The 22,305-nt window shown below is 70.5% G+C and carries 22 protein-coding genes; 11 read left to right on the top strand and 11 right to left on the bottom strand.

Annotation, left to right across the window (positions count from 1 at the left end):
- Window position 1 precedes the first annotated feature (1 nt).
- Window positions 2-1,114, bottom strand: coding sequence for a transaldolase (gene tal, locus ACH54P_RS13475; RefSeq protein WP_489912720.1), 1,113 nt, complete (start codon window positions 1,112-1,114; stop codon window positions 2-4).
- Between the two features lie 18 nt (window positions 1,115-1,132).
- Window positions 1,133-3,232 (bottom strand): transketolase, encoded by a 2,100-nt coding sequence (gene tkt, locus ACH54P_RS13470; RefSeq protein ID WP_489912719.1) that lies wholly within the window; start codon window positions 3,230-3,232, stop codon window positions 1,133-1,135.
- 295 nt (window positions 3,233-3,527) lie between these two features.
- On the opposite strand from tkt, the gene ACH54P_RS13465 reads away from it, so the two are divergent.
- The 4 genes from ACH54P_RS13465 (at window position 3,528) to ACH54P_RS13450 (ending at window position 7,988) form a co-directional block, all read left to right on the top strand.
- A complete protein-coding gene (locus ACH54P_RS13465) occupies window positions 3,528-4,508 on the top strand; it encodes a heme o synthase (protein ID WP_489912718.1) in 981 nt (326 codons plus the stop codon).
- Between the two features lie 206 nt (window positions 4,509-4,714).
- Entirely contained in the window at window positions 4,715-5,113 is a 399-nt protein-coding gene (locus ACH54P_RS13460; RefSeq protein WP_489912717.1) for a hypothetical protein, read from the top strand.
- A 57-nt stretch (window positions 5,114-5,170) separates the two neighbouring features.
- Window positions 5,171-7,420, top strand: coding sequence for a HelD family protein (locus ACH54P_RS13455; RefSeq protein ID WP_489912716.1), 2,250 nt, complete (start codon window positions 5,171-5,173; stop codon window positions 7,418-7,420).
- A 10-nt stretch (window positions 7,421-7,430) separates the two neighbouring features.
- Entirely contained in the window at window positions 7,431-7,988 is a 558-nt protein-coding gene (locus ACH54P_RS13450) for an FKBP-type peptidyl-prolyl cis-trans isomerase (RefSeq protein WP_489912715.1), read from the top strand.
- A 51-nt stretch (window positions 7,989-8,039) separates the two neighbouring features.
- Here the strand turns inward: ACH54P_RS13450 and ACH54P_RS13445 are convergent, their stop codons facing one another.
- Window positions 8,040-9,008, bottom strand: a complete 969-nt coding sequence (locus ACH54P_RS13445; protein ID WP_489912714.1) for a quinone oxidoreductase family protein — start codon at window positions 9,006-9,008, stop codon at window positions 8,040-8,042.
- A gap of 92 nt (window positions 9,009-9,100) precedes the next feature.
- Here ACH54P_RS13445 and ACH54P_RS13440 point away from each other — a divergent pair, with 92 nt between their 5' ends.
- Together ACH54P_RS13440 and ACH54P_RS13435 are read left to right on the top strand one after the other, a co-directional pair.
- Window positions 9,101-9,403: a hypothetical protein gene (locus tag ACH54P_RS13440; RefSeq protein ID WP_489912713.1), complete on the top strand. Its 303-nt coding sequence runs from the start codon at window positions 9,101-9,103 to the stop codon at window positions 9,401-9,403.
- A complete protein-coding gene (locus ACH54P_RS13435) occupies window positions 9,400-10,260 on the top strand; it encodes an ATP-grasp domain-containing protein (protein ID WP_489912712.1) in 861 nt (286 codons plus the stop codon). Before ACH54P_RS13440 ends, ACH54P_RS13435 begins: the two co-directional genes overlap by 4 nt.
- Before the next feature lies 1 nt (window position 10,261).
- Here the strand turns inward: ACH54P_RS13435 and ACH54P_RS13430 are convergent, their stop codons facing one another.
- The gene (locus ACH54P_RS13430) at window positions 10,262-10,453 is read right to left on the bottom strand and encodes a hypothetical protein (RefSeq protein ID WP_489912711.1); all 192 of its coding nucleotides are present in this window, start codon (window positions 10,451-10,453) and stop codon (window positions 10,262-10,264) included.
- A gap of 183 nt (window positions 10,454-10,636) precedes the next feature.
- On the opposite strand from ACH54P_RS13430, the gene ACH54P_RS13425 reads away from it, so the two are divergent.
- A complete protein-coding gene (locus ACH54P_RS13425; RefSeq protein WP_489912710.1) occupies window positions 10,637-11,839 on the top strand; it encodes a hypothetical protein in 1,203 nt (400 codons plus the stop codon).
- A 68-nt stretch (window positions 11,840-11,907) separates the two neighbouring features.
- Here ACH54P_RS13425 and ACH54P_RS13420 read toward each other — a convergent pair whose 3' ends face one another.
- The 7 genes from ACH54P_RS13420 to mptB all read right to left on the bottom strand — a co-directional run bounded on the left by ACH54P_RS13420 (window position 11,908) and on the right by mptB (window position 17,854).
- Window positions 11,908-12,186: a hypothetical protein gene (locus ACH54P_RS13420; RefSeq protein ID WP_489912709.1), complete on the bottom strand. Its 279-nt coding sequence runs from the start codon at window positions 12,184-12,186 to the stop codon at window positions 11,908-11,910.
- A gap of 9 nt (window positions 12,187-12,195) precedes the next feature.
- Entirely contained in the window at window positions 12,196-13,113 is a 918-nt protein-coding gene (locus tag ACH54P_RS13415; RefSeq protein ID WP_489912708.1) for an acyl-CoA desaturase, read from the bottom strand.
- 63 nt (window positions 13,114-13,176) lie between these two features.
- Window positions 13,177-14,142: a COX15/CtaA family protein gene (locus ACH54P_RS13410; RefSeq protein ID WP_489912707.1), complete on the bottom strand. Its 966-nt coding sequence runs from the start codon at window positions 14,140-14,142 to the stop codon at window positions 13,177-13,179.
- 84 nt (window positions 14,143-14,226) lie between these two features.
- Entirely contained in the window at window positions 14,227-14,421 is a 195-nt protein-coding gene (locus ACH54P_RS13405) for a hypothetical protein (protein ID WP_489912706.1), read from the bottom strand.
- 86 nt (window positions 14,422-14,507) lie between these two features.
- Window positions 14,508-15,293 carry an ABC transporter permease gene (locus ACH54P_RS13400; RefSeq protein ID WP_489912705.1) on the bottom strand — a complete coding sequence of 262 codons (786 nt, stop codon included), beginning with the start codon at window positions 15,291-15,293 and terminating at the stop codon, window positions 14,508-14,510.
- Complete coding sequence (locus ACH54P_RS13395) at window positions 15,290-16,216, bottom strand: ABC transporter ATP-binding protein (protein WP_489912704.1); 927 nt, start codon at window positions 16,214-16,216, stop codon at window positions 15,290-15,292. The genes ACH54P_RS13400 and ACH54P_RS13395 overlap by 4 nt, the downstream gene beginning before the upstream one ends.
- 6 nt (window positions 16,217-16,222) lie before the next feature.
- A complete protein-coding gene (mptB, locus tag ACH54P_RS13390; protein ID WP_489912703.1) occupies window positions 16,223-17,854 on the bottom strand; it encodes a polyprenol phosphomannose-dependent alpha 1,6 mannosyltransferase MptB in 1,632 nt (543 codons plus the stop codon).
- A gap of 181 nt (window positions 17,855-18,035) precedes the next feature.
- On the opposite strand from mptB, the gene ACH54P_RS13385 reads away from it, so the two are divergent.
- The 4 genes from ACH54P_RS13385 to sufC are packed head-to-tail and all read left to right on the top strand — an operon-like array spanning window position 18,036 to window position 22,283.
- Entirely contained in the window at window positions 18,036-18,860 is an 825-nt protein-coding gene (locus ACH54P_RS13385; protein WP_489916418.1) for a helix-turn-helix transcriptional regulator, read from the top strand.
- Window positions 18,857-20,305: a Fe-S cluster assembly protein SufB gene (gene sufB, locus ACH54P_RS13380; RefSeq protein WP_489912702.1), complete on the top strand. Its 1,449-nt coding sequence runs from the start codon at window positions 18,857-18,859 to the stop codon at window positions 20,303-20,305. Before ACH54P_RS13385 ends, sufB begins: the two co-directional genes overlap by 4 nt.
- A gap of 2 nt (window positions 20,306-20,307) precedes the next feature.
- Window positions 20,308-21,480 (top strand): Fe-S cluster assembly protein SufD, encoded by a 1,173-nt coding sequence (sufD, locus tag ACH54P_RS13375; RefSeq protein WP_489912701.1) that lies wholly within the window; start codon window positions 20,308-20,310, stop codon window positions 21,478-21,480.
- Between the two features lie 32 nt (window positions 21,481-21,512).
- Window positions 21,513-22,283, top strand: coding sequence for a Fe-S cluster assembly ATPase SufC (gene sufC, locus ACH54P_RS13370; protein ID WP_489912700.1), 771 nt, complete (start codon window positions 21,513-21,515; stop codon window positions 22,281-22,283).
- Window positions 22,284-22,305 lie beyond the last annotated feature (22 nt).

Here is a 22,305-nt window from a genome sequence, read left to right as displayed (position 1 = left end):
TTCAGCCCTTCACGTTCTCGAGCTGGCCCTTGACGGTTTCGAGCAGCTCCACCCAGGACTTCTCGAACTTCTCGACGCCCTCGTTCTCCAGCGTCAGGAACACGTCGCGGATGTCGATGCCGACGGCTTCGAGCTTGTCGAAGACCTCCTGGGCCTCGGCGCCGTGCCCGGTCACCTGGTCACCGGTGATCTCGGCGTGCTCGGCCACCGCGTCCAGGGTCTTCTCCGGCATCGTGTTGACGGTGTCCTTCACCACGAGCTGGTCGACGTACAGGGTGGGGGAGTAGTCGGGGTTCTTCACGCCGGTGGAGGCCCACAGCGGACGCTGGGCGTTCGCGCCCTGCTCCGCGAGCTTCTTCCAGCGGTCGGTCGAGAACAGCTCCTCGAAGGCCGCGTAGGCGAGGCGGGCGTTGGCGACGGCCGCCTTCCCGCGCAGGGCCTTGGCCTCGTCGGTGCCGATCGCGTCGAGCCGCTTGTCGATCTCGGTGTCGACGCGGGAGACGAAGAACGACGCCACCGAGTGGATGCCGCGCAGGTCGTGACCGTTGGCCTTCGCCTGCTCCAGGCCCGCGAAGAAGGCCTCGATGACCTTCCTGTAGCGCTCGACGGAGAAGATCAGCGTGACGTTGACGCTGATGCCCTCGGCCAGGGTCTTGGTGATCGCCGGCAGGCCCTCTTCGGTGGCCGGGATCTTGATCAGCACGTTCGGCCGGTCGACGGTCTTCCACAGGTCCTGCGCCTCGGCCACCGTCTTGTCGGAGTCTTTGGCCAGCCGCGGGTCCACCTCGATGGACACCCGGCCGTCGACGCCGTTCGTGGCGGTGTAGAGGTCGCGGAAGACGTCCGCGGCGTTGCGCACGTCGGTTGTCGTCAGCTCCCGGATGGTCGCCTCGACGTCGGCGCCGCGGGCGGCGAGCTCCTTGGTCTGTTCGTCGTAAGCCTCGCCCTTCGACATCGCGTTCGCGAAGATCGTCGGGTTGGTGGTCACGCCCACGACGTGCTTGTCGCGGATCAAGCCGGCGAGGTTGCCGGTGTTCAGGCGTTCCCGCGAAAGGTCGTCCAGCCAGATCGAAACACCGGCTGCGGACAGCTGCGCGAGCTTGTCGTTGCTCATTGCTGCGTCACTTCCTCTTCAGTTCTTGGTGTTGGCGATCGAGCGGCGGGCCGCCTCGACGACTGCTTCCGCGGTGAACCCGAACTCACGGAACAGTGTGGCGGCATCGGCGGAGGCGCCGAAGTGCTCGATCGAAACGTTCACCCCGGCGTCACCGGTGAAGCGGTGCCACGACTGGGCGATGCCCGCCTCGACGGACACGCGGGCCTTCACACCGGCCGGGATGACGGATTCGCGGTAGGCCGCGTCCTGCGCGTCGAACCACTCGACGCACGGCATCGACACGACGCGCGCCTTGACGCCGTCGGCGTCCAGGGTCTTCTTCGCCTCGACGGCGAGCTGGACCTCGGAGCCGGTGGCGATCAGCACGACGTCCGGGGTGCCGTCGGAGTCGGCCAGGACGTAGCCGCCCTTCTTGACGCCCTCGGCGCTGGTGCCTTCGAGGACCGGCACGTTCTGGCGGGTGAGCGCCAGGCCCGACGGGTGGTCGGTGTCCTCGAGGACGGCCTTCCAGGCGTACGCGGTCTCGTTGGCGTCCGCCGGGCGGACGACGTTGAGGCCCGGGATCGCGCGCAGCGCGGAGAGCTGCTCGATCGGCTGGTGCGTCGGCCCGTCCTCGCCGAGGCCGATCGAGTCGTGCGTCCAGACGTAGGTGACCGGCGCCTTCATCAGCGCGGCCAGCCGGACCGGCGGGCGCATGTAGTCGGAGAAGATGAGGAACGTCGCGCCGTACGGGCGGGTGCCGCCGTGCAGCGCGATCCCGTTGAGGATCGAGCCCATGGCGTGCTCGCGGACGCCGAAGTGCAGCGTCCGGCCGTACGGGGTGGCCTGCCACATGTCCGTGGCGGCCTTCTCGGGACCGAACGAGTCGGCGCCCTTCATCGTCGTGTTGTTGCTCTCGGCCAGGTCGGCCGAGCCGCCCCACAGCTCCGGCAACGGGTCGGCGAGGGCGTTGAGCACCTCACCGGAGGCCTTGCGGGTAGCGACGCCCTTGGGGTCCGGCTCCCAGTGCGGCAGGTTGTCGGCGAAGCCCTCGGGCAGCGTGCGGGTGGCCAGCCGGTCGCCCAGCTTCTTGCGCTCCGGGTTGGCCGCGGCCCAGGCCTCGTACTTCTCCTGCCACTCCGCGTGCGCCGCCTTGCCGCGGTCCAGCGCCTGGCGGGTGTGCTTGAGCACGTCGTCCTCGACCTGGAACGACTGCTCCGGGTCGAAGCCGAGGATCTCCTTGACGGCGGCGACCTCTTCGGCGCCCAGTGCGGCGCCGTGGGCCTTGCCGGTGCCCATCTTCTTCGGCGCCGGGTAGCCGATCACGGTCCGCAGCGCGATGAAGGACGGCCGCTGCGTCTCGGCCTTGGCGGCCTTGATGGCCTCCTCGATCGCGACGACGTCCTCGCCACCGTCGACGACCTGGGTGTGCCACCCGTAGGCCTCGTAGCGCTTCACGGTGTCCTCGGACAGCGCGATGTTGGTGTCGTCCTCGATCGAGATCTTGTTGTCGTCGTAGAAGACGATCAGGTTCCCCAGCTCCTGGCGGCCCGCGATGGACGAGGCCTCGGAGGTGACGCCCTCTTCGATGTCGCCGTCGGAGGCGATCACGTAGATGTGGTGGTCGAAGATGCTCTCGCCGGGCGCCGCGTCCGGGTCGAGCAGGCCGCGCTCGCGGCGGGCGGCCATCGCCATGCCCACGCCGTTCGCCAGGCCCTGCCCGAGCGGGCCGGTCGTGGTCTCGACGCCGTCGGTGTGGCGGTACTCGGGGTGACCCGGGGTCTTCGAGCCCCACTTGCGCAGCTGCTTGAGGTCCTCGAGCTCGAGGCCGTAGCCGGCGAGGAACAGCTGGATGTAGAGCGTCAGGCTCGAGTGCCCGGCCGACAGGATGAACCGGTCGCGGCCCGGCCAGTGCTGGTCGTTGGGGTCGTGGCGGAGGGTGCGCTGGAACAGCGTGTAGGCCAGCGGCGCCAGGCTCATCGCGGTGCCGGGGTGGCCGCTGCCACAGTTCTCCACCGCGTCGGCGGCGAGCACCCGGACGGTGTCCACGGCGCGGGTGTCGGTGTCGGTCCAGTCGGCGGGCGTGTTGCGCCGCAGGAGTGGGTTGTTCTCGCTGGTAGGGGCGGTATCGGACACTGAACTCCAACTCCCGGTCATGATGGTTGCGGCTGGTCTTCCTCGTTCCGGTTACCCGTGCGCGGGGTCATCTATCTCAATCGATCCCGAAGGGACGATATTCCTGCTCGCGACCCTGCGCAGGGGCAATCGCGGCCCGACCCCGCCAGCCTAGTGCTTGGACTCCTCGAGGACCCGCGATCACCCACGGGATTCACCACGTCTAACATCGGTTCAGGGTTCAGTCCGGCGGGTTCCACGGCTCCACGCGCCTAACCGAGCTGCGGCCCAACCCGAACCTGACGCAGGGAGTGAAATGTCGTTGGTGAACGCTGCGCACGGACGCAGTGACGACACCAGCGCCGTGCACCCGACCGGTGAGCGACCGCACGGTGACCGGCGAAGCCTCCGCCGGGTCGTCGGCGCCTACGCCGCGCTCGCGAAGCCGCGGGTGATCGAGCTCCTCCTGGTGACCACCATCCCGGCGATGTTCCTCGCCGGCCGTCAGATCCCGTCGCCGTGGCTGGTCCTGGCCACGCTGGTCGGCGGGACGATGGCCGCGGGCAGCGCGAACGCGCTCAACTGCGTGATCGACGCGGACATCGACAAGGTGATGAACCGCACCAAGCGCCGCCCGCTGGTGAAGGACTCGGTGCCCCGCCGCGGTGCGCTGGTCTTCGGCCTGGTCATGGGCGTCGCGTCGGCCGTGGTGCTCTACTTCACGGTCAACCTGCTGTCGGCGATCCTCGCGGTCGCGACGATCCTCTTCTACATCTTCGTCTACACGCTCGGCCTCAAGCGGCGCACGTCACAGAACGTGGTCTGGGGCGGCGCGGCGGGCTGCATGCCGGTCGTGATCGGCTGGGCGGCGGTCACCGGCACGGTGCAGTGGCCGGCGTTCGTGATGTTCGGCGTGATCTTCTTCTGGACCCCGCCGCACACGTGGGCGCTGGGCATGAAGTACCGCGACGACTACGAGCGCGCGGGCGTCCCGATGCTCCCCGTGGTCGCGACGGCCCAGCACGTCGCCCGCCAGATCGTCATCTACTCGTGGGTGATGGTGGCGTGGACGCTGCTGCTGCTCCCGGTGACGTCGTGGCTGTACGGCACGTTCGCCGTCCTCGCGGGCGGCTGGTTCCTCTTCTACGCCCACAGCCTGCAGGCGGCCGTGCGACGGGGTGAAGAGACCAAGCCGATGGCGCTGTTCCACCGGTCGAACACGTACCTGATGATCGTGTTCGTGGCCCTGGCCGTCGACTCCGCGATCGGGCTGCCCACCCTCGGCCTGCCGTTCTGACTCCGGCCCTGAGACGGATCGGGACCGCGCTCACCGCGGTCCTCGTCCTCGGCCTGCTGGCCTTCCTCGGCCAGGGGAAGCTCCCGCTCGACCAGAACCAGCTCCTCGGCACCGGCTGCGCCATCCCGTCCCGGATCACCGCCGTCCCCGGCCCGGCTCCCGACGGCGGCGCCGTCCGCGTCGCCGACGAGGGACCGGGTGCCGCTGTGCTGGAGAACACCAGCGCACTGGCCGCCTACCGGATCTCGGTGACCTCCGGCCACCGAACCGTCGAGGTGCCGGTGCTCACCCCCGGGCAGCGGATCGGCGTCGCGCTCGACCGGCCCGTCCCCGGCCCGGTCGTCTGGCTGCCGCCGGAGAGCTTGGGCGGCTTCACGCCGGTGACCGCGACCGTCGTGCCGGGCGGCGTGCGGTACCGCTCGGCGAACTGCCGGGCGCTGACCAGCCGCGGAGCCGCCGTCGTCGTCCGCGACGCGGCCGGGCGGATCACCGGCGGCGAGCAGCTGCCGGCGGCGAGCGTGTCGTGCGCACCGGGGGAGCGGGAGCTTCCCGCCGCCGTCCCGCCCGCCGAGGTGTACCCGTACTGCGCCCTCGGCGCGGAATGATCCCGCCACGGCCCCGGTTAGACTTGTTCGGCTCTTTTCCCTTGAGGCGAAAGCAGGATGCTCTTGTCCGTCCCCTCGGACGACTTCTCCGCCGAGCTCGCCCGCGAGCAGGCGTACGTCACCACCCTTTACGCGAAGCTCGACGCCGAACGCGTCGAGGCCCAGCGGCGCCTCGACGAGACCCTGCGCCAGACCGGCGGCACGCCGCAGGCGCGCACCGAACGCGACGTCGCCACGACCCTCTACACCGACCGGCTCGCCCAGCTCGGCTCGGTCGAGCAGGGCCTGGCCTTCGGACGGCTCGACTTCGTCCCCGGCAGCGCCGAGGAGACCACCTACATCGGCCGCCTCGGGCTGTTCGACGAGGACGACGACTACCAGCCGCTGCTGGTGGACTGGCGCGCCCCCGTCGCGCGGCCGTTCTACCTCGCCACCGCCGCGTCCCCCGAAGGGGTGCGGCGGCGACGGCACCTGCGGTCGCTGACCCGCAAGGTCACCGGCTTCGACGACGAGATCCTCGACCTCACCGCCGCCGACCAGGGCCAGGACCTCGGGCTGGCCGGCGAGGCCGCGCTCCTGGCCGCGCTGGAGCAGCGGCGCACGGGTGAGATGAGCGACATCGTCGCGACCATCCAGGCCGAGCAGGACCGCATCATCCGCGCCCCGCTCGGCGGCGTCATGGTCGTGCAGGGCGGGCCGGGCACCGGCAAGACCGCCGTGGCCCTGCACCGCGCGGCCTACCTGCTCTACACGCACCGCCAGCAGCTCACCACCCGCGGCGTGCTCGTCGTCGGGCCGAACAGCACGTTCCTGCGCTACATCGGCCAGGTGCTGCCGTCGCTCGGCGAGACCGGTGTGCTGCTCGCCACCATCGGCCAGCTCTACCCGGGCCTCGACGCCGACGGTGCCGAGTCGCGCGAAGCCGGCGAGGTCAAGGGCCGGCTGGTGATGGCCGAGGTGCTCGCCAACGCCGTCCGCGACCGCCAGCGCGTGCCGGAGCCGGTCATGGAGATCGAGTACGAGCACGATGTCCTCCGGCTCGACCGCAAGACCTGCACCGACGCCCGGACCCGCGCCCGCCGCTCGCGGCGCCCGCACAACCCGGCGCGGCGGCTGTTCGTCTCCGACGTCCTCGACGCGCTGACCCGCCAGGCCGCCCGGAAGCTGGGGGACGACCTGCTCGACGGCCAGGACCTGGCCGACATCCGGGCCGAGCTGGCCGCGGACGAAAACGTCGCCGCCGCGCTGGACTCGCTGTGGCCGGTGCTGACCCCGGAAGCCGTGCTCGACGACCTGTTCGCCGACCGCGAACGCCTGAAGCGCGCGGCCGGGAAGCTGCTGCCCGCGTCGGACCAGACCCTCCTGGAGAGCGGCCGCGACGCGAAGTGGACGCCCGCCGACGTGCCGCTGCTCGACGAGCTGGCCGAGCTGATCGGCGTCGACGACACCGAGGCCCGCGTCGAGCGCAAACGCCGTGAGCGCGAGCAACGCGCCTACGCCGAGGGCGTGCTCGACATCCTCGAACAGGACGAGGAGATCGTCGACGAGGAGCTGCTGCGCGTCTCCGACGTCCTCGACGCCGAGCTGTTCGCCGAACGCCAGCAGGCGCGCAGCGAGCTGACCGCCGCCCAGCGGGCCGCGCAGGACCGGACCTGGACGTTCGGGCACGTGATCGTCGACGAGGCCCAGGAGCTGTCGGCGATGGACTGGCGGCTGCTGATGCGCCGCTCGCCGAACCGGTCGATGACGCTCGTCGGCGACGTCGCGCAGACCGGCGCGGCGGGCGGGGCGCGGTCGTGGGGCGAGGTGCTCTCGCCGTACGTCGAAGACCGGTGGCGCCTCGAAGAGCTGACCGTGAACTACCGCACGCCCGCCGAGATCATGGCGGTCGCGGCCCGGGTGCTGGCCGAGGTCGACCCGGCGCTGTCGGCGCCGTCCTCGGTGCGGGAGACCGGGGTCGCGCCGTGGGTGGTCCGCCCGGCCGATCCCGCGGCGGAGCTGCCGGAGCTCGCGGCCGCCGAACTGTCCGCTGTGGACGGTGGCACGGTCGCCGTCCTGGTGCCCGCGGGCCGGTTCGACGAGGTCTCGGGGCTGCTCGGCGCCCACGACGAACGGCTCAGCGTGCTGACCGTCGAGCGCGCGAAGGGCCTGGAGTTCGACTCGGTGCTGCTGGTCGCGCCGGACGAGGTCGTGGCGGGGTCGCCGCGCGGGCTCAACGACCTGTACGTGGCCCTGACGCGCGCTACCCGGCGGCTCGGCGTGGTCACCACCGGTGACGACGTCCCGGCACTCTCCGTGCTTGGCTAGGGTGCCCCGCATGCAGAAGATCGGGAAGATCGTGGTCGTCGCCGCGGCGGCGCTGTCACTGGCCGCGTGCGGCCAGCAGGCCAAGACCCAGACGGCCGCCCCGGCGGGGCCGGCCGTCCCGTCGTCGGACGCCGCCCAGCCCGCCCAGAGCAAGGGCCGCGAGTGCACCGCGGAGGACATCAAGACCACGGGGAAGTTCGGCGAGAAGCCCGAAATCACCATCCCGGACGACTGCGACCCGCCGAAGAAGCTGATCACCAAGGACCTGTCCCAGGGCACCGGCGAAGGCGCGAAGGCCGGCCAGAAGCTCCAGATGAACTACCACCTGGTGACCTGGTCGGACAAGCAGGTGCTGGACAGCTCGTTCGGGCAGAAGCCGTTCGACCTGAACCTCGGCGCGGGCGAGGTCATCCCGGGCTGGGACCAGGGCCTGGCCGGCATCAAGCAGGGCGGCCGCCGGCTGCTGATCATCCCGCCGGACCTCGCGTACGGCCAGGGCGGGCGCGGCATCAAGCCGAACGAGACGCTGGTCTTCGTCACCGACGCCGTGTCGGTCACCGCCGCCTGACGTGCGTGAAGGCCGCCGCGAGGGGTTCCCCGGGGCGGCCTTCCCGGCTGTTCAGGGGATGAGCAGCAGCTTGCCGGTGGTGCGGCGGCCCTGCAGGTCCTCGTGGGCCTTGCGGGCATCGGCCAGCGGGTACTTGCCGCCGATGCGGACGGTCAACCGACCCGCCGTGATGGCGTCGAACAGCTCCTTGGCGCGCCAGTCCAGCTCCTCGCGGGTGCGGACGTAGTGGCCGGACGTCGGGCGGGTCAGGTAGAGCGAGCCGCCGGAGTTGAGGCGCTGCGGGTCGAGCGGCGGCACCGGGCCGCTGGAGGCGCCGAACAGCGCGAGCAGGCCGCGGACCTTGAGGCTGGCGAGGCTGCCGTCGACGGTGTCCTTGCCGACGCCGTCGTAGACGACGTCGACGCCCTCGCCGTTCGTCAGCTCGCGGGTGATCTTCGCGAAGTCCTCGCGGTCGTAGCGGATCACCTCGTCGGCGCCGGCTTCGCGGGCGAGCTTCTCCTTCTCCTCGGTCGACACCGTGCCGATCACGCGGGCGCCGCGCGCCTTCGCGAGCTGCACCAGCAGCAGGCCGACACCGCCGGCGGCCGCGTGCACCAGCACGTCGTGACCCGGCTTGACCTCGAACGTCGACGCGACCAGGTAGTGCGCGGTGATGCCCTGCAGCATCGTCGCGGCGGCGATCTCGAGGGAGACGCCTTCGGGCACCTTCACCGCCACCGACGCCGGGAGGACCTTGCGGGCCGCGTAGCTGCCGATCGACCCCTGCCAGGCGACGCGGTCGCCGGGCTCGAACCCGGCGTCGGCGCCCGCCTCCACGACCGTGCCGGCGCCCTCGAGGCCGAGCACGACCGGCAGGTCCATCGGGTAGATGCCCTGGCGCTGGTAGGTGTCGATGTAGTTGACCCCGGCCGCGGCGACGTCGACCAGCAGCTCGCCGGCCTGCGGGGCGCGGACGTCCACTTCGGCCGGTTCGAGCACTTCCGGGCCGCCGGTCTTCGTCACCTGCACTGCGCTGGGCATGTGTCCTCCTCGGGTCGGGTTCTCCCAGGCACAACTATGGCCGAGGCCACGCTGTTCCGCGTTCCGGCGCTCCTTTGGTTATGGTTCGGGACGTGGCTGAAACTTCTGAGACCGTCGTCCCGCCGTCCGGTGCGCAGCTGGGCGCGGCGCGCAAGTTCGTGAAGGCGCACGGCAAGCCGTCCCGCGCGGTGGTGGAGAACATCGGCCGGGCGGGCGCCCGCGTCGTGCTGGTCGGAGCCGACGGCGCCATGGGCGACGTGGTCGTGCCGTCGGTGGCGACCGGCGAGGCGCTGATCGAGGCCGTCGAGGACCTCTCCCCGGCGACGTGGGACGCGGAGACGGTCAACCAGACGAAGATCGGCGCGGAGCACCGCCGCAAGATGGCGGGCCGGTGAGCCGCACCGCGGTCCTCGTCGGCTGCGCGGAGCTCCCCACGGGTGACGGCGACGACGACGCCGTCCTGCCGGCCCTGCGGGACCTGGGCTTTTCGGTCTCGTGGGCGGCGTGGGACTCCGGCTTCGACTTCTCGGCCCCCGACGCGGTGATCCTGCGCGCGACCTGGGACTACGCGGCGCGGCGGGCCGAGTTCCTCTCGTGGTGCGAATCGGTGCCGTCCCTGTTCAACCCGGCCGCGGTCGTCCGCTGGAACACGGACAAGTCGTACCTGGTGGAGCTGCTCGACGCGGGCCTCGCAGTGGTCCCGACTTCGCTGGTCTCGCCCGGTGACACCGCCCGGTTCCCCTCGTCGGACTTCGTGGTGAAGCCCTCGGTGGGCGCGGGTTCCCGCGGAGCGGCGCGCTTCGACGGCGGCGCGGACGCCTCCTCACACGTGGCGGCTCTGCACGCCGAGGGGCACACGGCGCTGATCCAGCCGTACCAGTCCAGTGTGGACAGCTCTGGTGAGCTGGCCCTGGTGTACGTGGGCGGGATCTACTCGCACGCGTTCACGAAGGGCGCGATGCTGGGGTCCACAATGGACGCGTCGGGGCTGTACCTGACGGAGAAGCTGGCACCGGCCTCGCCGCCCGCGGACGCGGTGGCGCTGGCGGAGGACGTCCTGGACGCGGCTACGGCGTTGCTGGGGATCCTGCGGGCGGAGTTGTTGTACGCGCGGGTGGACCTGGTCCGCGGCGCGGACGGCAAGCCGTTGCTGCTGGAGCTGGAGCTGACGGAGCCGTCGCTGGGCTTCCGCCAGACCGACCCGGCAGCGGCGATGAGGTTCGCCTCGGCGGTGCGGCAGCAGCTGGCGTAGCTCACCGCACGGCCTGCGCGGCCACCAGGACGAGCGCGACGACTGCTCCGATCACCGTCACGGCTATCGAGCCGGTGACCAGGTACAGTCCGCCGATCCCGGCCAGGCCCGCTTTGATCAGCTCGCGCAGGCCTCGGTCGTCGTCCCGCCGGGAAGGCGGCGTGTCCGATCTGCCGACGACGTCCTTGCCCATTGTTATACCCCTCTTGATGGTGTACTAGTACGCCTAGAGGTAATGGTGACCGGTGAGGGGTTGCGCCGGAAATGATCTTTTGTTTTCGGGGCGAGTTTCTCGTTGCCGGGTGGCTGTCGCCGCAGATGTCGCCGTTGTCCGAGCTTGTCGGAGAATTGTCGATCATTGTCGGTGGAGGATGTTGTGACCATCCGGATGGACAGAGAACGCATCGACGAGGTCGCTTCGCCCGCGGTGATCGAAGACGCGCTGCGCTGGCTGGCGACCCGCCCGAACGGTGAGCCGCTTCGGTTCCTCCGCTATGCGATCGAAGAACCGGCGAGCAAGTCGGCCGCTGCGCTCCGCACATTGGTGGCGCCGACGGCGGTGTTGTCCGCCGAGACGCCCGAACTGCGTGCGTTCGCCGTGTTGGGTCTGATCGCCGACGAGATCGGCAAGCTCGGTTCGGCAGATGACTCCCGTCGGCGCAACACCCTCATGGCGGCCTTCCGCATACCGCCGGCGCCCGGGGAAACCACTTGGAAGGCGACGCTCGAGGACCGCTTCAAACAACTGATGCGGCTGCGCGGCGTGTTCGGCGATCCACCGCCCAGCACCACCACCCCGATGCACAAGGCCTGGGGGCGGGCGGTCGGCGACTTGGCCGGCTGCTTGGCGAAGAAACTTGTCGCGCTGGACGAGCAGGGCTGGCGGTTCTACATCGACATCGGGCGTGCGGTGCTGGAGTTCGCGAGTAACGAGCGCGGCGGCTGGCGGGCTCGAGCGGCTTCCAAGGGGGCGCAGCCCGTCTTCGTCGAGCGCATGATCGTCACGGTGGTGATGCATCGCAGAACGGCGCGGCGCCGCATCACCGAACGCGACATCATCGCCTGCGAGGACGGCGTCGACGGCTACGACGTGCACGCGCTGACCGGCTGGACGCACGAACCGGACGAGATCCCGGTGACGGCGCTGTGGGCGTGCCGGCTGGTCACTTCACCCGGCGTGCACCCGGGCGACCCCTTGCGGACCCGCCTGCGCTTCCGCCGGACGCTCCATCGGGGCGAGCGGTACGCCTTCATGTCCGAAGCGCTCGACGGGGAGCTCGACGAGGAGCGTATGTGGATCAACGTCGACATCGACCACCACGGCATCGCGCCTGGCGTGTGCGCTCCGGACGGCGAGCCGGTCGCCGGCCTGACGGTTCAGATCACTTTCGACGAGAAATGCGTGCCCGAAACCTGCTGGTGGTATGCGGAGCAAACCGAATACGAGCGAAGGTGCCGGCCGCCCGACGGTGATCCGCACTTGCTCCCCGTCGAAGACGGGTTTGTCCGGCACACCTTCATCGATGGGTGTCACCCGCGGGAGAGCTACGGAATAGCATTCAGGTGGAAATCCTCGTGACCGAAGCGACTTCGGTGACAAGGATTCCTCCCTGCTCCGGCACCGGCGAGCTGATCAGATGACGGTGTTCACAGGTTGCCGGTGTTGCCGCCGCCGCCGTCCGATCCCTGGGAAGTCGCGACGACAGCAGTCGCCGATCCCGGTGGGGTCGCCGACGGGACGATCAGCATTATGGCGGCCGCCGTGATCGCGGCGAGGGTCGACGCAATGGCAAGCGCGAGCCGAGAGCGGCTGCTGTCATTTTTTTCGCTGGCGTTGAACTTCACTGCGGCCTTCCCGTCTTTTTGCTTTACGCGACGAGAAGTTACCCTGCGTCCTCGGACACGGTAGAGAAGGATCTTGATCACTCAAGGTGATCAAATCCGCTTTGCGGCCAACCGCTCCGCCCGCGGCCACCGCACGTCGGTCGCCCAGCCGAGCTGCTCGAACGTCCGGATCACCCGCGCCGAAATGTCCACCTGGCCCCGCAGCACCCCGTGGCGGGCGCACGTCGGGTCCGCGTGGTGCGAGTTGTGCCACGACTCGCCCATCGACAGCAGCGCCAGCGGCCAGAAGTTCGCCGCCTTGTCACGGCTCACGAACGGGCGCTCGCCGATCAGGTGGCACACCGAGTTCACCGACCACGTCACGTGGTGCAGGAACGCGATCCGCACCAGGCCTGCCCAGAAGAACGCCGTCACCACGCCCCACCACGACCAGCTGATGAGGCCGCCCAGCACCGCCGGCAGCGCGAGGCTCAGCGTGATCCACAGCCAGAAGTAGCGGTTCACCACGCGCAGGTCGGCGTCGGCCACCAGGTCCGGGGCGAAGCGGTCCGCGTTGGTCACCTCGCGGCCGAACATCCAGCCCATGTGCGCGTGCCAGAAGCCGCGCAGCAGGGCCGACGGCGACGTGCCGAACAGCCACGGCGAGTGCGGGTCGCCTTCGCGGTCGGCGAAGGCGTGGTGGCGGCGGTGGCTGGCCACCCAGAAGATCACCGAGCCCTGCACCGCCATGCTGCCCGCGATGGCGAGCACGATCCGCAGCGGCCGGTTCGCCTTGAACGCGCCGTGGGTGAAGTAGCGGTGGAAGCCGACGGTCACGCCCAGCGTCGCGAACACGTAGAACGCCGCCGCCAGGATCAGGTCGATCCAGGTCATGCCCCAGCCCCACACCAGCGGGACCGCGACGAGCAGCGCCACGAACGGCACCAGCAGGAAGGTCTTGAGCACGATCATCTCGCCGGTGCCTCGGCTGTGCGAGATCAGCGGCTTGGGCGCGGTGCGCGACGTCATGGCGCGAACAGTAATACACGGCCGGGACGGGCACGCCGACGCGGAGTTAAGCCCGCGTTGCCGTCAGGCGGCCGTGAGTTCCCGCGACGCCGCGGTCAGTGAGACGACTGGGCCGCGGTCGCGGCTGCCCGTCCACAGGGACGCCGTCGCGATGATGACCGCCATCGCGCCGAGGACGTGGAAGGAGACCATCGCCTCCGGCACGCCCAGCGCGTACTGCAGCGACCCGAGGCCGCCCTGCGCCACCGCGACCACCCAGACCCAGGTGTAGCGCTGCCACAGGCTCTTCGGCGCGCCGACGCGCATCAGCTGGAGGCCGAACACCGCGAGCAGCAGCAGGTACAGCACGAGCAGCCCGCCGTGGACCTGGGCGAGCGCCTCGACCGGGACGTCGAGGCGGTGGGTGTTGAGGTCGCCGCTGTGCGGGCCGGCGCCGGTCACCGTGGTGCCGGCCGCGAGCACGAGCCACATGACGACGGCCAGCGCGACCAGGATCCCGCGGCCGGACGCGGGGACCAGCGGCCGCGCGGGTTCGTCGCCTTCGCGGAACGCGCGCAGCAGCAGGACGGCCAGCCAGACGAGCGGAGTGGTGGCGAGGAAGTGGATCGCGACGGTCCACCACTCCAGCTTGGCGAGCACGGTGATCCCGCCGACGACGGCCTGCAGCACGACGCCGCCGGGCATCGTCCAGGCCAGCTTGACCAGGCGCTTGCGGCCCGGGTGGTCGATCTGCACGCGCCACGCCGTGATGACGGCGACCGCGGCGACGAGTATGACGACGCCGGTGAGCAGCCGGTTGCCGAACTCGATCCACTGGTTGAGCGCGTGGATGCCCGGGTGGTCGACCGGGACCAGGCTGCCCGCCACGCACTCCGGCCAGGTCGGGCAGCCGAGCCCCGATCCGGTGACGCGCACGATGGAGCCGGTGACGCCGATCAGCGCCTGCGCGAGGACCGCGGCGATCCCGACGGCCCGCTGCACGGCGGCGGAGGGAAACGGCAGGCGGGCGACGAGGCTGGTGAACGGCACGGCATCGATGGTAGAGCGCGCGGGAATCCGGCTTTCGGCAGGTCCCGGCGCCCAGAACGGCGCCGCGACCACAAGGGACCTAGGTCACTCGGTTTTCTTCTCCTTCTTCTGGAACAGCCCCATCGACTGCGCGAAGACGGCGCCGAACCCCACCACGGCGAGGGGCGCGGTCCGGATCCAGAAAGACCCTGCGTCCACCGCTACGAGGAGGACGATCAGGCCGATCGCCACCGCGAGCAGGAGCAGCATGATCAGGAGAACGCGGAGTTTCGAAACCATGTGAACTGTCCCCTCGGGTCCGGATGTGGTCCGGGTGACCTTCCCAGGCGCGATGCCCGCTTCGTGAGGTCAGTTCTACCGCGAACTCAGGTCAGCTTCGTCGTGCGCGAAGCCAGCGCGCCCGCGAGCACCGCCCACACCGTCAGCACCACCAGCGGCCCGGGGGCGAACCCGCCGTCCACCAGGGCCGTCCGCATGCCCTCCGCCAGCGCTCCCGACGGCAGCAGCTCCACCACCCGGGCCATCCCCGGGGGCAGCGAAGACGGCGCCAGCAGGATCCCGCCCGCCAGCAGCAGCACGAACCAGACGATGTTCGCCAGCGCCAGCACGGCTTCCGCGCGCAACGCCCCGCCCAGCAGGACGCCGAGCGCACCGAACGCCAATGTCCCGAGCACCAGCAGCAGCACCGCCGACAAGAGACCGGACAGCGAAGGGGACCAGCCGAGGAACGCCGCCACCACGCCGAGGATCACCGACTGCAGCGCCACCACCAGGAGGGCGGCCGCGAGCCGGCCGGCCACCAGCAGCCAGCGCGGCAACGCCGTCGCCGAGAGGCGCTTCAGCACGCCGTAGCGCCGGTCGAAGCCCAGCGCGATCGCCTGGCCGGTGAACGCCGACGACATCACCGCCAGCGCCAGGATCCGCGGCGTGATCCAGTCCACTTTGGACGTCGAGCCCAGCGAAGACGCCGGCAGGATGTCCAAAAGCGACAAGCCGATGAGCAACGCCAGGGGGATGAGCAGCGTCAGCAGCACCTGCTCGCCGTGGCGCAGGGTCAGGCTCGCTTCGACGCGCGCGTGCGTCCGCAGCATCCGGCCCAGCGACCCGCGCCCGGGCGCCGGGGTGAAGACACCCGGCTCGAAAACGCTCATGCCCGCAGCTCCCGACCGGTCAGTTCCAGGAAGACCTCTTCGAGCGTCCGCTTGCCGACCTGCAGTTCCTCCGGCAGCACGCCCTGCTGGGCGCACCACGCCGTGACCGTCGACACGACCTGGGGGTCGACCGAACCCACCACCACGTAGGTGCCGGGCGCCGACTCGCGCACGGCGTAGCCCTCCGGCAGCGCCGCGGCCAGCAGCGCGGTGTCGAGCCGGGTGCGGGCCTTGAACCGCAGCCCCGCGTTGCCGCTCTCGTCCACCGTGAGCGTGTGGGGCGCGCCGGAGACGACGACCTTGCCGTGGTCCACGATCACCACCGTGTCGGCCAGCGCTTCGGCCTCCTCCATCAGGTGCGTGGTCAGCAGCACCGAGACGCCGTCGCGGCGCAACGCACCGAGGAGGTCCCACACCAGCCGCCGGGCCTGCGGGTCCATGCCCGCGGTCGGCTCGTCGAGGAACACCAGCTCGGGGCGCCCGACGAGCGCGCACGCCAGCGAAAGCCGCTGCTGCTGCCCGCCGGAGAGGCGCTTGAACGGGGTCCGCCGCACCGAAGCGAGCCCGAGGACGTCCAGCAGCCAGGCCGGGTCCAGCGGGGAGGCCGCGCACGAGGCCACCAGCCGCAGCATCTCGTCGGCCCGCACGCCCGGGTAGGCGCCGCCGCCCTGGGGCATGATCCCGACGCGGGGGCGCAGCGCGGCCGACTCCCGCACGGGGTCGAGGCCGAGCACGCGCACCCGGCCCGCGTCAGCGCGGAGGAAGCCTTCGCAGACCTCGACGGTGGTGGTCTTGCCGGCCCCGTTCGGGCCGAGCAGGGCGAGCAGGCCGCCGCGCTCCATCCGCAGGTCGAGGCCGTCGACCGCGCGGGTGGAGCCGTAGCTTTTGACCAGCCCGCTGATCTCGACGGCAGGGACACTCACATCGGGTCACGATACGGCGTCGGCGTGCGCGGGCACCCGCGGGGACGGCCTGGAGAGCAACACGGGCGCGAGCCGCCGCACGATCAGCATCCCGCCGCCGCACACGACGATCGCCGCGCCGTAGGCGAACGGCAGCACGTACGGGCGGCCGTCGAAGGTGCTGCCGGTGGGCGGCAGCAGGAACGGCAGGGCCGCGCTGATCACCGTCGCGGCGACGCGGAACCGGGACGTCCCCGCCGCGGCCGCCAGGGGGATCACCGCCCACAGCAGGTACCACGGCTGCAGGTTGATCTGCAGGAGCATCACCGCGCCCAGGGAGACGCCGAGCCCGATGATCGGCCGGTAGCGCCACTTGAAGCTGTCCCACAGGAACTTGAAGGTGATCCCGACGGCCACGAGGTAGCCGAGCGCGCCGAGGATCGGCACCAGGGCGTTGGTGTGGTTGCCCAGCCCGAGCGCGATGCCGAGGACGCCGGAGAGGTTGGCGAGCTCGGCGGTGGGGGAGATCCAGGAGCGGACCAGGCCGGGCGTGTTGAACGTCGCCCCGAACCAGCCGAAGCCGAGCCCGGTGCCGAAGCAGACGGCAACCAGCACCGCGCCGAACCACAGCGCCATCGGCGCGCCGGCGAGGAAGAGGTCCTTGAGCCTGCCGTGCCAGCGCCGCGCCACCATCACGGCGAAGAACGGCAGCGCGAACACCGCGGGCAGCTTCACCGCGACGCCGAGGGTGATGATCGCGACCCCGAGCGCGATGTACAGCAGCTCCCCGCGGGCGAGGGGCGGTGGCGTGTCACCCTTCACCCGGATCGGCAGCCGCCGGATGCCGACCTCCAGCCCGGCGAGCATCAGGCCGACGGCGAGCGCGTCGTTGTGGGCGCCGGCGACGAAGTGGAAGATCAGCAGCGGGTTGGCGGCGCCGAGCCAGAGCGCGGTGGCGGGCTGGACGCCGAAGCGGCGCGCCAGGCGCGGCAGCGCCCAGACGATGAGGACCACGCCGGCCAGGGCGAGCGCCCGCTGCAGCAGCACGCCGACGGCGATGCTGTTGCCCGCCAGTGGTGCGAGCCAGCCGCCGAGGCGCAGCACCAGCGGCCCGTACGGCGCCGGCGTCTCGCGCCACATGTTCGACACGCCCGCGGTGAACTTGTCGGCGACGCCGAGGGCCTGCGCCGGGCCGAGCGTGTAGGGGTCCATCCCGCGGTGCACGATCTCGCTCTGCGCGAGGTAGCTGTAGACGTCGCGGGAGAACAGCGGGGGGATGACCAGCAGCGGCAGCACCCACAGCGCGATGGTGCGCGCCAGTTGGCCCCGCGACGCGAGCCGGTCGCGGTCCGGCAGGGCGAACTTGCCCAGCATCAGCCAGCTCAGCACCAGGATGCCCATACCGGAGATGGCGATGGCCAGCGACACCGTGGGGATCCGGGTGAACAGCCGCAGCACCGGGATCTCCTGCACCGGGTTGATCACCGGGGCGGCGCCGGCGCCGAGCGAGCCGAGGGCGAGGAAGAGCGACCCGACGGTGCCGAAGCGGCGGACGACGTTCAGCCCGCGCTGCTCGTCGGCCTCCAGGGGGAGCGGTTCGCGGGGCCGGACGGGTGAGAGCGTCACCGCGTGGACACGTCCGGTCGCGATCCGTGCCACTTGCGGCTCCTGCTGCGCAGGATGCTCGCCGAGTTCACCCACTGCCACGCCTGCAGGGTATCGGTGCCGCTCCGGAGTGAGTCGGGTCACTGCCGGACACCCCGCCTTTGCCGACCGCGGGGAAATAAGACACACTTGTGTTGTGAAAAAGACGGAGGCGGGTGAGCAGGCCGGCGGCGACATGCCGCGTGCCGCGGTTCCCGCTGTCCCGTCGCAGGTCAGCGCCGAGGGCAAGACCCGGCACGAGGTCGCCCGGCTGCTGCTGGAACAGGGTCCCATGACCGCCGTCGTGGTCGCCGAGCAGCTCGGGATCAGCCCCACCGCGATCCGGCGGCACCTCGACGCGCTTCTCGCGGATGGCGAAGCCGAGACCCGGGACGCGCCGCGCCGCGGACCGCGTGGCCGGGGCCGCCCGGCGAAGCTCTTCCTGCTGACCGAGGCCGGCCGCGCCCGCTTCGGGCACGCCTACGACGACCTGGCCGTGTCCGCCATCCGCTTCCTCGCCGAGCACGCCGGGGAAGACGCCGTCCGCGCCTTCGCCGAGCGCCGCATCGAGAAGCTGGTCGGGCCGCACCGCCCGGCGATCACCGGATCGAGTGATCCGGCGACCCGCGCCGAGGCCCTCGCCACCGCGCTGACCAGGGAGGGCTACGCTGCGTCGACCCGCCAGGTCGGCGTCGTGGTGTCCGACAAGGAGGGTTCCGCGGCCGGGCAGCACGCCGGCGCGCAGCTCTGCCAGCACCACTGTCCGGTCGCCCACGTGGCCGCGGAGTTCCCGCAGCTGTGCGAGGCCGAGACGGAGGCGTTCGCGAAGCTGCTGGGCACCCACGTCCAGCGGCTGGCGACCATCGCGCGCGGTGACTCCGCGTGCACCACCCACGTACCCGTTCCGACGGGTCACCCGGCCCATCCCGAGCCGGGAAGCACAAAGCCTTCGAAGGCGGCGGCGGAGCCGCAGTCTCCGGGGCGCACAGCACGGATCCCGAATGGAGGGAAACCCGCATGACTGCCGCTGCCGAGCAGCGCACTCCCACCACCGCGCCCTTGAGCCAGGAAGAGACCATCGAGTCCCTGGGCAAGTACGCGTTCGGCTGGGCCGACTCCGACGAGGCGGGCGCCAGCGCCCGTCGCGGGCTGAACGAAGATGTCGTCACCGACATCTCCGGGAAGAAGTCCGAGCCGGAGTGGATGCGCGAAGCGCGACTGAAGGCGCTCAAGCTCTTCGAGAAGAAGCCCATGCCCAACTGGGGGGCCGACCTCTCCGGGATCGACTTCGACAACATCAAGTACTTCGTCCGCTCCAGCGAGAAGCAGGCTGCGAGCTGGGAAGACCTTCCCGAAGACATCAAGAACACCTACGACAAGCTCGGCATCCCCGAGGCGGAGAAGCAGCGCCTCGTCGCCGGTGTCGCCGCGCAGTACGAGTCCGAGGTCGTCTACCACTCGATCCGCGAGGACCTCGAGAAGCAGGGCGTCCTGTTCCTGGACACGGACACCGCGCTGCGCGAGCAGCCCGAGCTGTTCAAGGAGTACTTCGGCTCGGTCATCCCGGCCGGCGACAACAAGTTCTCCGCGCTGAACACGGCGGTCTGGTCCGGCGGCTCGTTCATCTACGTGCCGAAGGGCGTGCACGTGGACATCCCGCTGCAGGCCTACTTCCGGATCAACACCGAGAACATGGGCCAGTTCGAGCGGACCCTGATCATCGTCGACGAAGGTGCGTACGTGCACTACGTCGAGGGCTGCACGGCGCCGATCTACCAGTCCGACTCGCTGCACTCGGCGGTCGTGGAGATCATCGTCAAGAAGGGCGCCCGCTGCCGCTACACGACCATCCAGAACTGGTCGAACAACGTCTACAACCTGGTCACCAAGCGCGCCAAGTGCGAAGAGGGCGCGACCATGGAATGGATCGACGGCAACATCGGTTCCAAGGTGACGATGAAGTACCCGTCGGTGTTCCTCATGGGCGAGCACGCCAAGGGCGAGGTCCTGTCGGTCGCGTTCGCGGGCGAGGGCCAGCACCAGGACGCGGGCGCCAAGATGGAGCACCTCGCGCCGCACACCTCCTCGACCATCGTGTCGAAGTCGGTGGCGCGCGGCGGCGGCCGCACCTCGTACCGCGGCTTGGTCCGCGTCGCGAAGCGCGCGCACCACTCGCGCTCCAGCGTCGTGTGCGACGCCCTGCTGGTGGACACGATCTCGCGCTCGGACACGTACCCGTACGTGGACATCCGCAACGACGAGGTGTCCATGGGCCACGAGGCCACGGTGTCGAAGGTCAGCGAAGAGCAGCTGTTCTACCTGATGTCGCGCGGTCTCGACGAGGCCGAGGCGATGGCGATGATCGTGCGCGGGTTCGTCGAGCCGATCGCCCGTGAGCTGCCGATGGAGTACGCGCTCGAGCTGAACCGCCTGATCGAGCTCCAGATGGAAGGGTCCGTCGGCTAGTCATGTCGGTTACCGAGAACAACGTTTCGGAGTCGCTCCGCGAGGGGGCCGTCATTCCGGCGGCCTCCCGCGCGGAGCGCTTCACCTCCTACGACGTCGAGGCCTTCGAGGTCCCGAGCGGCCGTGAGGAGAACTGGCGCTTCACGCCGATGAAGCGGCTGCGCGGCCTGCACGACGGCAGCGCGCCCGCCACCGGCGAGATCACCCTCGAAGCCGACGCCGCGCCCGAGCTGGGCATCGTGACCGTCGGCCGCGACAACCCGCGGCTGGGCCAGGCCGGCGTCCCGAGCGACCGGATCGCCGCCCAGGCGTATTCGTCGTTCACCAAGGCCACCATCGTGACGGTGCCCAAGGAGACCAAGGCGTCGAAGCCGTCCGTGCTGCGCATCCACGGCCCGGGCGAGGGCCAGGTCGCCTACGGGCACCTGCAGGTCCGCGCCGAGCCGTTCGCCGAGGCCGTCATCGTGCTCGACCACGTCGGCTCCGGCACCTACGCCGACAACGTCGAGTTCGTCATCGGCGACGGCGCCAAGGTCACCGTGGTCAGCGTCCAGGACTGGGCCGACGACGCGGTGCACGTCTCCGAGCAGCACCTGAAGCTGGGCCGCGACGCCGCGCTGCGGCACACCGTGATCACCCTGGGCGGTGACCTGGTCCGCGTCTCGCCGACGGCGACCTTCACCGACAAGGGCGGCGACGTCGACATGCTCGGCGTCTACTTCGCCGACGGCGGCCAGCACCAGGAGCACCGGCTCTTCGTCGACCACGCGGTGCCGAACTGCAAGTCCCGCGTGGGCTACAAGGGCGCGCTGCAGGGCGAAGGCGCGCACACCGTGTGGATCGGCGACGTGCTGATCCGCGCCGCGGCCGAGGCCACCGACACCTACGAGTTCAACCGCAACCTGGTGCTCACCCCGGGCGCCCGCGCGGACTCGGTGCCGAACCTCGAGATCGAGACCGGCGAGATCGAAGGCGCCGGCCACGCGAGCGCGACGGGAAGGTTCGACGACGAGCAGTTGTTCTACCTCCAGTCGCGCGGGATCGCCGAAGAAGCCGCCCGCCGCCTGGTCGTGCGCGGGTTCTTCCACGAGATCCTGGTGAAGATCGACGTCCCCGAGGTGCGCGAGCGCCTCGAAGCCGCGATCGAGGCCGAGCTCGAAGCCGTTGGCGCCTGACGCCGTCCACCGCAGACTTTAGGAAACGAAGAATGGCTACCCTCGAAATCAAGGACCTGCACGCCTCGGTCGACACCGACGAAGGCGCCAAGGAGATCCTCAAGGGCGTGAACCTGACGATCAAGTCGGGCGAGACGCACGCGATCATGGGCCCGAACGGCTCCGGCAAGTCCACCCTGTCCTACGCGATCGCCGGCCACCCGAAGTACCAGGTGACCTCCGGCGAGGTGCTGCTCGACGGCGAGAACGTGCTCGAGATGAGCGTCGACGAGCGCGCCCGCGCCGGCCTCTTCCTGGCCATGCAGTACCCGGTCGAGGTGCCCGGCGTGTCCATGTCCAACTTCCTCCGCACCGCCGCCACCGCGGTCCGTGGCGAGGCCCCCAAGCTGCGCCACTGGGTCAAGGAGGTCAAGGAGGAGATGGGCAAGCTCGAGATCTCGCAGGAGTTCGCCGAGCGCTCGGTCAACGAAGGCTTCTCCGGCGGCGAGAAGAAGCGCCACGAGATCCTGCAGCTGGCGCTGCTCAAGCCGAAGTTCGCCATCCTCGACGAGACCGACTCCGGTCTCGACGTCGACGCCCTGCGCGTCGTGTCCGAGGGCGTCAACGCCTACAAGGCGAACAGCGAGGTCGGCGTCATGCTGATCACGCACTACACCCGGATCCTCCGGCACATCACGCCGGACTTCGTGCACGTCTTCGCCGGCGGCAAGATCGTCGAGTCGGGCGGCAAGGAGCTCGCCGACGAGCTGGAGGAGAACGGCTACGTCAAGTACGTGGGCAAGCCCGAGCCCGCGGCGCTCTGACTTTCCCGCCAGTACTACACCG

This window comes from Amycolatopsis sp. N2S4-7, assembly GCF_058119595.1.
This window is presented reverse-complemented; position numbering and strand designations above follow the sequence as displayed.